The 6,820-nt window shown below is 46.2% G+C and carries 8 protein-coding genes; 6 read left to right on the top strand and 2 right to left on the bottom strand.

Features of this window, described 5'->3' with window-relative positions; all coding sequences use genetic code 11:
* Both GRP75_RS16545 and ppnP read left to right on the top strand, forming a co-directional pair.
* Positions 1-1,063: transketolase-like TK C-terminal-containing protein (locus GRP75_RS16545; protein WP_272917212.1), on the top strand; the 1,063-nt coding region annotated here is incomplete at its 5' end.
* A gap of 216 nt (positions 1,064-1,279) precedes the next feature.
* Positions 1,280-1,594, top strand: a complete 315-nt coding sequence (gene ppnP / locus GRP75_RS16540) for a pyrimidine/purine nucleoside phosphorylase (protein ID WP_023987633.1) — start codon at positions 1,280-1,282, stop codon at positions 1,592-1,594.
* A gap of 108 nt (positions 1,595-1,702) precedes the next feature.
* Here ppnP and GRP75_RS16535 read toward each other — a convergent pair whose 3' ends face one another.
* The gene (locus tag GRP75_RS16535) at positions 1,703-2,602 is read right to left on the bottom strand and encodes an NAD(P)-dependent oxidoreductase (protein ID WP_160789835.1); all 900 of its coding nucleotides are present in this window, start codon (positions 2,600-2,602) and stop codon (positions 1,703-1,705) included.
* Positions 2,603-2,853: 251 nt separating this feature from the next.
* On the opposite strand from GRP75_RS16535, the gene GRP75_RS16530 reads away from it, so the two are divergent.
* From GRP75_RS16530 to GRP75_RS16520, 3 genes are all read left to right on the top strand, one after another.
* Positions 2,854-4,209 carry a glucose-6-phosphate isomerase gene (locus tag GRP75_RS16530; protein ID WP_013369975.1) on the top strand — a complete coding sequence of 452 codons (1,356 nt, stop codon included), beginning with the start codon at positions 2,854-2,856 and terminating at the stop codon, positions 4,207-4,209.
* Between the two features lie 148 nt (positions 4,210-4,357).
* Entirely contained in the window at positions 4,358-4,990 is a 633-nt protein-coding gene (locus GRP75_RS16525) for a YigZ family protein (RefSeq protein WP_160789834.1), read from the top strand.
* Between the two features lie 5 nt (positions 4,991-4,995).
* A complete protein-coding gene (locus GRP75_RS16520) occupies positions 4,996-5,577 on the top strand; it encodes a TetR/AcrR family transcriptional regulator (RefSeq protein WP_023987636.1) in 582 nt (193 codons plus the stop codon).
* A 172-nt stretch (positions 5,578-5,749) separates the two neighbouring features.
* Here GRP75_RS16520 and GRP75_RS16515 read toward each other — a convergent pair whose 3' ends face one another.
* Positions 5,750-6,151 carry a secondary thiamine-phosphate synthase enzyme YjbQ gene (locus tag GRP75_RS16515; protein ID WP_061829625.1) on the bottom strand — a complete coding sequence of 134 codons (402 nt, stop codon included), beginning with the start codon at positions 6,149-6,151 and terminating at the stop codon, positions 5,750-5,752.
* 219 nt (positions 6,152-6,370) lie between these two features.
* Between GRP75_RS16515 and GRP75_RS16510 the strand changes: the two genes are divergently transcribed.
* The coding region (locus GRP75_RS16510; protein ID WP_160789833.1) for a sulfate/molybdate ABC transporter ATP-binding protein at positions 6,371-6,820 on the top strand (450 nt) is incomplete at its 3' end.

The raw sequence follows: 6,820 nt of genomic DNA, 5'->3' as shown, positions 1-6,820 counted from the left end.
GTTCGCGAAATACAAAGCTGCTCACCCTGATTTGGCAGCGCAGTTCGAAACAGCTGTAAACGGCGATCTTCCAGAAGGCTGGGATCGTGATCTTCCGAAATACACGACTGGAGACAAAGCCGTTTCGACTCGTGTAGCATCTGGTAATGCTCTGAACGGACTGGCTCCAAACGTACCTTTCCTGACAGGCGGATCTGCCGATCTGGAGAGCTCCACGATGACACATTTGAACAACCTGACGAACTTTACGCCAGAAGACTACGCCGGCCGTAACATCTATTTCGGTATCCGCGAATTTGGTATGGCTGCTGCGATGAACGGCATGGCGTTGCACCAAGGTGTAAAAGTATTCGGCGGTACATTCTTCGTATTTACAGACTATCTGCGTCCAGCCGTTCGTCTGGCAGCTCTGATGGGATTGCCTGTAACTTACGTTCTGACTCACGACAGTATTGCTGTGGGTGAAGATGGTCCGACTCATGAGCCGATCGAACAATTGGCTTCCCTGCGTATTATCCCGAACCTGACAGTAATTCGTCCGGCGGACGGTAACGAAACTTCTGCTGCTTGGGCTTACACGCTGGAAAACAAGAAAAACCCGGTTGCTCTGGTATTGACTCGTCAAAACCTGCCAATCCTGGCTGCTAGTGCTGAGCATGCACGCGAAGGTATCAAACGCGGTGCTTATGTGGTTGCAGATGCAACTGACGGCAAACCGGTTGCTCAAATTCTGGCTACAGGCTCAGAAGTACAATTGGCTGTTAAAGCTCAGGAAGCACTGGCAGAACAAGGTATTCAAGTACGTGTTATCAGCTTCCCAAGCTGGGATCTGTTCGAAAAACAAGACAAAGCATACAAAGATTCCGTTCTGCTGCCAGAAGTGAAAGCTCGTTTGGCTGTAGAAATGGCGTATCCACTGGGCTGGGAAAAATATGTTGGCGACCAAGGCGACATTCTCGGTATCAGCACATTCGGCGCATCCGCACCTGGCGACCGCGTGATTAAGGAATACGGCTTTACAGTAGAGAATGTTGTTAGCCGTGTGAAAGCTTTGTTGAAATAAAACACAGAGCATCTAAAACAGACAGTCGTAACCTGAGAAAGGCTTACGGCTGTTTGTTTCATACAGTTGATGTTTTGCAAAAAAAATCACTATTGAATTCCAGGTGTATAGCATACGGTGATACGGTGTGTATTTTCATACTGAAGCTGGATTCAAATCTATGTTATGATGCACCAATATTCATTCAACCATTGAGAGCAGATGAGGGGATAACGAATGACACAGTTTGATGGAGTAAGCGTAGTTAAAAAAGCAAACGTTTATTACGATGGTCAGGTTACAAGCCGTACAGTCATCCTGGGTGACGGCAGTAAGGTTACACTGGGTATTATGCTGCCAGGAACGTATGAGTTCGGCACGGATTCCCGTGAGATCATGGAGATTTTGGCAGGGGATTTGAGAGTGTTGCTTCCAGGTACTGAAGAATGGCTGGAAATACAGGGGGCGGCAACCTTTCACGTACCTGCAAAGTCATCATTTAAGCTGGAAGTACGAAGTGTAACTGATTATTGCTGTTCTTATCCCGAATAATAAGCCAAAACGGGTAAGTACACTCAGCTTTCAAGCCAAGTGTGCTTACCCTAAAGCTATGCCATATGTACACAAGCACAGCCGTATGGTTACAAAGAAAGGTACAGCTTATTCGATAGGTTGACCACCAATGGTGCGGCCAATCCATGCTTCGTATGTCTTCACGACAGCGGATAGATCCTCGTCGCCGTAGCCTTGTGTTTGCCCGGCTTGAAACAGGCTTTTGGCAATGGATAACATAGGTGCAGGGATGGACAGGCTGTCTGTTAGTGAGGAAGCAAGCTTCAAGTCCTTAAGCATCAAGGCAAGTGAGAACTGGTTGCTAAAATCATGTTCAATGATTTTGCGCCCTTTCAGGTCAGCGGCCTTGCTGCCTGCCGATCCGAGTTGTACCAATTCAAGGAAGCTGTCTGCCGGGATGCCGGATTTAGCCGCGATAGCAAAGCCTTCAGCCAGAGCGAGGTTATGAATACCAACCATCGTATTATGAGCGAGCTTGGCTACGGCTCCGCTGCCATTAGGTCCCATATGAAGTACCTTTTTGCCCAACGTATCAAAAACATCTGATTGTGCCGCAATGGCTTCTGCATTACCGCCAACCATGAACACGAGTGTGCCGTCTACAGCGGCAGGCTTACTGCCTGTTACGGGTGCATCAATGAAGGAACAGCCCAGCTTGTCCGCTTCGGCGGCCAGTTGTTTAACCAGCTCAGGTGAAATCGTGCTGTTGTCCATCACAGTCATGCCGGCCGTAAGACCGGCAAACACGCCGTCTTCGCCGTAATAGATGTCACGAATGGAGTGATCATCGCTGACCATGGTAATGACCAAGTGCTGACCTTTAGCTGCTTCACGAGGGGTTGAAGCTGTACGTGCGCCTTGCTCTGCCAGTGGTTCGCAGCGCGAAGCGGTACGATTATAAACTGTGACTCCGAATCCCTGCTTTAGCAGATTGGATGCCATCGGGGCGCCCATGGTGCCCAGTCCGATAAATCCGATGTTTTTCATTGCTAATCACCTTTCTTGTTGGAAGTTGCCGTCCGATGCAGATTGCGAGTTCGGCTTGAATTGAATATTGAAACAGGTTGATCTCAGTTAATTGTAGCATGGGCATGCTACCCTATCTACAAGAAGGGCTGTCAAGCACAGGATACACAGGTAACGCAAGCTTGTCAGGTCCAGCAAATTAAAGTATCCTATTCCTAAGTCCTTATGTTCGTATTCATGGTCTTAGTAATACCAAACAGGAGGTTCCAAACATGTCTAAAAAAGTTATTTTTGATTACACTAAAGCACTCTCCTTTGTAGGTCAGCACGAAATTGATTATTTTGCAGAGCCTATCAAGTTGGCTCATGAGCAACTGCACAACCAAACCGGTGTAGGTTCCGATTTCTTGGGTTGGATTGACCTGCCTACTAATTATGATAAAGAAGAGTTTGCGCGCATCCAAAAGGCTGCTGCTAAAATTCAAAGCGATTCCGAAGTACTGATCGTAATCGGTATCGGCGGTTCTTACCTTGGAGCACGTGCTGCGATCGAAATGCTGTCGCATTCTTTCTACAATGCGCTGCCTAAAGATCAACGCAAGGGTCCAGCTATCTATTTTGCAGGCAACAACATCAGCTCTACATATGTAAATCATCTGTTGGAACTGATTGAAGGAAAAGACTTCTCAGTGAACGTCATTTCTAAATCAGGTACCACAACAGAGCCAGCTATCGCATTCCGCGTATTCCGTGCAGCTCTGGAGAAAAAATACGGTAAAGAAGAAGCACGCAAGCGTATTTATGCAACGACGGATAAAGAACGTGGTGCTTTGAAAAAACTGGCTAACGAGGAAGGCTACGAATCCTTCATTATTCCTGATGATGTGGGTGGTCGTTATTCCGTGCTGACAGCAGTAGGCTTGTTGCCGATTGCTACTGCAGGCATTAACATCGAGGAAATGATGCAGGGGGCGGCAGACGCTTCCAAAGAGTACAGCAACCCGAATGTAGCTGAGAACGAGGCTTATCAATATGCAGCCGTTCGTAACGCTCTGTACCGCAAAGGTAAAGCAATTGAAATTCTCGTAAACTATGAGCCGTCTCTTCATTTTGTATCCGAGTGGTGGAAACAGTTGTACGGAGAAAGCGAAGGCAAGGATTACAAAGGCATTTATCCTGCTTCTGTTGATTTCTCGACAGACCTGCACTCCATGGGACAATTCATTCAGGAAGGCAGCCGCAACATTTTCGAAACGGTAATCCAAGTTGAAAATGTACCTAGTCACATCACCATCGAAGCAGATGAGGATGATCTGGACGGACTGAATTTCCTGGCAGGCAAAACTGTGGATTTTGTAAACAAAAAAGCATTCCAAGGTACATTGCTGGCTCACACAGACGGACAAGTACCGAACCTGATTGTAAATATTCCTGACTTGAGCCCTTACTCTTTCGGCTATCTTGCTTATTTCTTCGAAAAAGCTTGCGGCATCAGCGGCTACCTGTTGGGCGTAAATCCGTTCGATCAACCGGGCGTAGAAGCTTACAAGAAGAACATGTTTGCGCTGCTCGGCAAACCAGGCTTCGAAAAAGAAAAAGCTGAGCTTGAAGCGAGATTGTCTGAATAAGAGTGCTGTAATCTCTGATGCGAAACAGGATTTCGGTCAGAAGTGTTATAGTGTATAGCATCAATTAAAGTACAGGAAAGCAGTTCACCAGCTGCCAGAAGCGGGGGACTGCTTTCTTGTAAAATGAAGTAAGGAAGGTTATACGTGTATGTTGGAACAATACCGAACCGTACGCGGTGCCGGCAACAAGGAAATTGTGATCCGAAAATCCCGTTTTATCGGTCATATTCAGCCTGTTCAAACTGAGGAAGAAGCAACTGCTTTCATAGAACGTATCAAAAAAGAGCATTGGAACGCTACCCATAATTGTTCTGCTTACATGGTTGGGGAAAGAGACGAAATCCAAAAGCAATCGGATGACGGAGAACCGAGTGGTACGGCTGGAAAGCCTATTTTGGAGGTGATCCGCAACCAGAAGCTGAAAAATGTCGCTATTGTTGTTACCCGTTACTTTGGTGGGATTTTGCTGGGAGCAGGCGGTCTTATTCGCGCATATTCAGATGGTGCTGTTGCAGCAATCGAGGCAGGGGATGCAATTACGCGTGTGCTGCATCGCGAAGTTTTTGTAGAATTGGATTATACCTGGTTGGGCAAAGTGGAAAATGAATTACGCAATCGCAGCATCCGCACTGGAGAAACAATGTTTACGGATAAAGTTACCTTAACCTGTCTGCCGCTGGCTGGTGATGCGGAATCCTTCAGCAACTGGATAACAGACTTGACGCAGGGGCAATCGCTTGTGTCGGAGGGAGAGCAGCTTTACTTTATTGAAGGGGAATAAATAATATGGCTAGAAGAGCAGTAGAACAGGAGTTGTCGAGAGGGCGGATTCTGGAAGCGGCCAGGCACTTGTTTATTACCAAGGGCTACCGTGCGATTTCAATGCGCAGCATTGGCCAGCATCTGGGTTACAGTCATGGTTCGTTATATTATCATTTTAAAGAGAAGGCTGAACTGTTCTATGCCATTGTGATTGAAGATTTTAATACATTGCGTGGGATTCTACTGCAAGCAGCAACAGGTACGTCTGATGATGGCCTGAGCAGACTGGAGTACTTGATGCTGGAATTTATCCGTTTTGGTTTGGAAAATCCATATCAGTACGAAATTATGTTTATGATGCACGATGAAGAACTATTTGCATACTGTCGCACAGAGCAAAACCGTTGTGTGGAACTATTTGCGTCCATGATCCGTCAAGAATTGAGTGGTCAGGGGCATTCGGAGGAAGATTGCTCTAGGGTACCGAAAAGTCTGTTTTTATCCATGCATGGCTTTGTATCATTCTATATTCAGGACGGTTTAACATTTGAAGAAATTAGGCCCGCTGCTTTAGCGCATGTAAAGCTGCTGTGCAGACACCTATGAGCGTACCTGCATTCACACACTTCAGCCATGAACATGTAGGGCGCTTTTCTGGGTGTATACACTTCATGACGGTGACTTATCATTACGTTACTTTGCGAAAGCGACTAAGAATTTAACAGACGATGATGCATCCAGTAGGAAAACATCATGGTCTGTTTTTTTACCCGGTCCGTCAGCCTTTCATGATCTTTACATGGTATTGGCGTCTGCGTGGTCCGTCGAATTCACAAAAATAAAGTCCCTGCCATCGTCCGAGCAACAGCTTTCCATCATGGATGATGATCGTTTGTGAGGGGCCTGTCGTAATGGATTTTAGGTGGGAAGCTGTATTTCCCTCCATATGGCGATATTGGGGATGCTCCCACGGATAAACTTCATCTAGTCTTAATATCACATCATGTTTGACGTCTGGGTCTGCATTTTCATTAATGGCGATGCCGGCTGTCGTGTGTGGACAATAAACAAGTGCGGTTCCTTGTTGGACCCCGCTTTTTTCGATCAATGAAGCAACCTCTCGTGTAATATCGCGCATTTCATCTCGCCGTGTAGTGGATAATTCTAAAGTATGCAACAATAACTCCATCTCCTTTCTTCCTAATACTTTACCCTTTTAATTCCTAATATAATATATAGTTGACGAAAATTACTTTCCTTTGATAAAGTATCACATAAGAAAAAACATAGTATATACATTGGAATAATTAAATGATTTCAAATGAGGTACGTGCTTTGCGGGAAGCAAGGCTGCTGCTGTGCCTGAACAGGTCCAGAAGCGGAAAGGAAGTGTACGGATATGCATGTGGAAGTAAGAGGATTAAACAAGCATTTCGGTAATTTTCATGCAGTAAAGGACGTATCTTTTGATATTCAGGCGGGCCATCTTATTGGCTTACTCGGTCCAAGTGGTGGGGGGAAAACTTCCATTCTTCGCATTTTGGCGGGTCTGGAGCAACCGGATGCGGGAGAAATTCATTTTCATGGAAAAAGGGTAAACGAGCTGTCCCCGCAGGAACGTGGAATCGGATTTGTATTTCAAAACTATGCTTTGTTCAAGCACATGAGCGTCTACGACAATATTGCCTTTGGCCTGAAAGTGAAAAAAAGCTCCAAAACCCGCATCAAGGAACGGGTCACAGAGTTGGTCGAACTAACGGGGCTCAAAGGTTTTGAGCATCGTTATCCGCATCAGTTGTCAGGTGGACAACGACAGCGGGTTGCTTTTGCGCGTGCTTTGGCACCAGCG

It is taken from the genome of Paenibacillus sp. OT2-17, from assembly GCF_009827695.1.
Taxonomy (GTDB): Bacteria; Bacillota; Bacilli; order Paenibacillales; family Paenibacillaceae; genus Paenibacillus; species Paenibacillus polymyxa_B.
This window is presented reverse-complemented; position numbering and strand designations above follow the sequence as displayed.